This is a genomic window from Cellulosimicrobium sp. NPDC057862 (assembly GCF_042797035.1).
In the GTDB taxonomy this organism is placed as follows: domain Bacteria; phylum Actinomycetota; class Actinomycetes; order Actinomycetales; family Cellulomonadaceae; genus Cellulosimicrobium.
On record NZ_JBHVMH010000039.1, the window covers coordinates 1,752 to 4,726 of the forward strand.

Below are 2,975 nucleotides of genomic sequence, written 5' to 3' on the forward strand. Positions count from 1 at the left end.
TACGGCCTTGGACGTGGTCTACCATCGCCACGCCGGGCTACCTTCCTGCGTCACCCCTGTTAATACGCTTACCTACTACCGGTTCGGGTCCCGCGCGCCCCTGTCCGGTGGCCCCGAAGGGCCGGTGGACAGGTTTGGGCGGTAAGCATCACCGGGCTCGGTATGGGCGGTTCTTCGCCGGTAGGAGAATATCAACTCCTTGTCCATCGACTACGCCTGTCGGCCTCGCCTTAGGTCCCGACTTACCCAGGGCGGATTAACCTGGCCCTGGAACCCTTGGTCATTCGGCGGACGGGTTTCTCACCCGTCTTTCGCTACTCATGCCTGCATTCTCACTCGTGTGGGCTCCACCACTGGGTTCCCCCGCGGCTTCACTGCCCACACGACGCTCCCCTACCCACCTGCGCCTCTGGACCACGAAGGCCTGAGTTGAGCGCAGATGCCACGGCTTCGGCGGTGTACTTGAGCCCCGCTACATTGTCGGCGCGGAATCACTTGACCAGTGAGCTATTACGCACTCTTTCAAGGGTGGCTGCTTCTAAGCCAACCTCCTGGTTGTCTGTGCAACTCCACATCCTTTCCCACTTAGCACACGCTTAGGGGCCTTAGCCGGTGGTCTGGGCTGTTTCCCTCTCGACTACGGAGCTTATCCCCCGCAGTCTCACTGCCACGCTTCCACTTACCGGCATTCGGAGTTTGGCTGACGTCAGTAACCTTGTAGGGCCCATCGGCCATCCAGTAGCTCTACCTCCGGCAAGAAACACGTGACGCTGCACCTAAATGCATTTCGGGGAGAACCAGCTATCACGAAGTTTGATTGGCCTTTCACCCCTAACCACAGGTCATCCCCCAGGTTTTCAACCCTGGTGGGTTCGGTCCTCCACGCGGTCTTACCCGCGCTTCAACCTGCCCATGGCTAGATCACTTCGCTTCGGGTCTAGACCCAGCGACTATGGGCGCCCTATTCGGACTCGCTTTCGCTACGGCTTCCCCACACGGGTTAACCTCGCCACTGAGCACTAACTCGCAGGCTCATTCTTCAAAAGGCACGCTGTCACCCCAACCAAGGAGGCTCCAACGGATTGTAGGCACACGGTTTCAGGTACTATTTCACTCCCCTCCCGGGGTACTTTTCACCTTTCCCTCACGGTACTGGTCCGCTATCGGTCACTAGGTAGTATTTAGGCTTAGCAAGTGGTCTTGCCAGATTCACACGAGATTTCTCGGGCCCCGTGCTACTTGGGATCCCCTTCGGGAGGCCGCACCATTTCGTCTACCGGACTCGCACCGTCTGTGGTCCGCCTTTCAATGCGGTTCGACTATGACACGACTTTCTGACTCCCCGGCGGACTGTCAGATCCACCAGAAGGGTCCCACAACCCCGAACACGCAACGCCTGACAGCTTTAACACGCGCCCGGTTTGGCCTCATCCGCTTTCGCTCGCCACTACTCACGGAATATCTCTTCCTGTCGGTACTGAGATGTTTCACTTCCCGACGTTCCCTCCACACACCCTATATATTCAGGTGCAGGTCACACGACATGACTCGTGCGGGGTTCCCCCATTCGGAAACCCTCGGATCACAGCTCGTTTGCCAGCTCCCCGAGGCTTATCGCAGGCTACCACGTCCTTCTTCGGCTCCTAGTGCCAAGGCATCCACCCTGTGCCCTTAAAAACTTCAACAAAAACAACAAAACTGCAGAGAACCAAGAACCACACCCACACACCCCGAAAGGCGCAGCGAGTGTGTCTTGATCTTTACAAAGATGCTCGCGTCCACTGTGCAGTTCTCAAACAACCAACGACCCCGACCCCCACCAGGACCCGCCTACCACCCCCACCCCTCCACGAAGGAGGACCAAGGACAGCGGTTCGAGGTCCGGAGACCGGCCCGTACCAGGCACCCCACCAACCGGTGGCCGGTGACCTGAGGACCCAACAGTGTGCTCGACAAGCCCTCCACCCTCACCCGTGATGTTCCACCACCACCCACCCAGGCCCCGAAGGACCAGGCAGGCCGGCAGGTACTGACACCAGCAAGACCAGAAGACTCTTTCGTCAATGTTCCACCCATGAGCAACCACCCATCACACGTGCGGCGATGGCGTGGCACCTGAACAACCCACCCACCAGCAAAAGCCGGCCGGGCGAGCGTTGGTAGCTCCTTAGAAAGGAGGTGATCCAGCCGCACCTTCCGGTACGGCTACCTTGTTACGACTTAGTCCCAATCGCCAGTCCCACCTTCGACCACTCCCCCCGCGAACGGTTGGGCCATGGGCTTCGGGTGTTACCGACTTTCGTGACTTGACGGGCGGTGTGTACAAGGCCCGGGAACGTATTCACCGCAGCGTTGCTGATCTGCGATTACTAGCGACTCCGACTTCATGGGGTCGAGTTGCAGACCCCAATCCGAACTGAGACCGGCTTTTTGGGATTCGCTCCACCTTGCGGTATCGCAGCCCTTTGTACCGGCCATTGTAGCATGCGTGAAGCCCAAGACATAAGGGGCATGATGATTTGACGTCATCCCCACCTTCCTCCGAGTTGACCCCGGCAGTCTCCCATGAGTCCCCGGCATAACCCGCTGGCAACATGGGACGAGGGTTGCGCTCGTTGCGGGACTTAACCCAACATCTCACGACACGAGCTGACGACAACCATGCACCACCTGTGCACGAGTGTCCAAAGAGACCACCATCTCTGGTGGCTTCCCGTGCATGTCAAGCCTTGGTAAGGTTCTTCGCGTTGCATCGAATTAATCCGCATGCTCCGCCGCTTGTGCGGGCCCCCGTCAATTCCTTTGAGTTTTAGCCTTGCGGCCGTACTCCCCAGGCGGGGCACTTAATGCGTTTGCTGCGGCACGGAACTCGTGGAATGAGCCCCACACCTAGTGCCCAACGTTTACGGCATGGACTACCAGGGTATCTAATCCTGTTCGCTCCCCATGCTTTCGCTCCTCAGCGTCAGTTGCGG

At 58.7% G+C, this 2,975-nt stretch carries 2 rRNA genes (1 of these 2 only partly in view); both read right to left on the reverse strand.

What is annotated here, in order from left to right:
• Positions 1-1,685, reverse strand: a 23S ribosomal RNA gene (locus ACFVN3_RS20800); it reaches 1,487 nt to the left of the window's first position.
• Positions 1,686-2,171: 486 nt separating this feature from the next.
• Positions 2,172-2,975 (reverse strand): 16S ribosomal RNA (locus ACFVN3_RS20805); the annotation flags it as partial.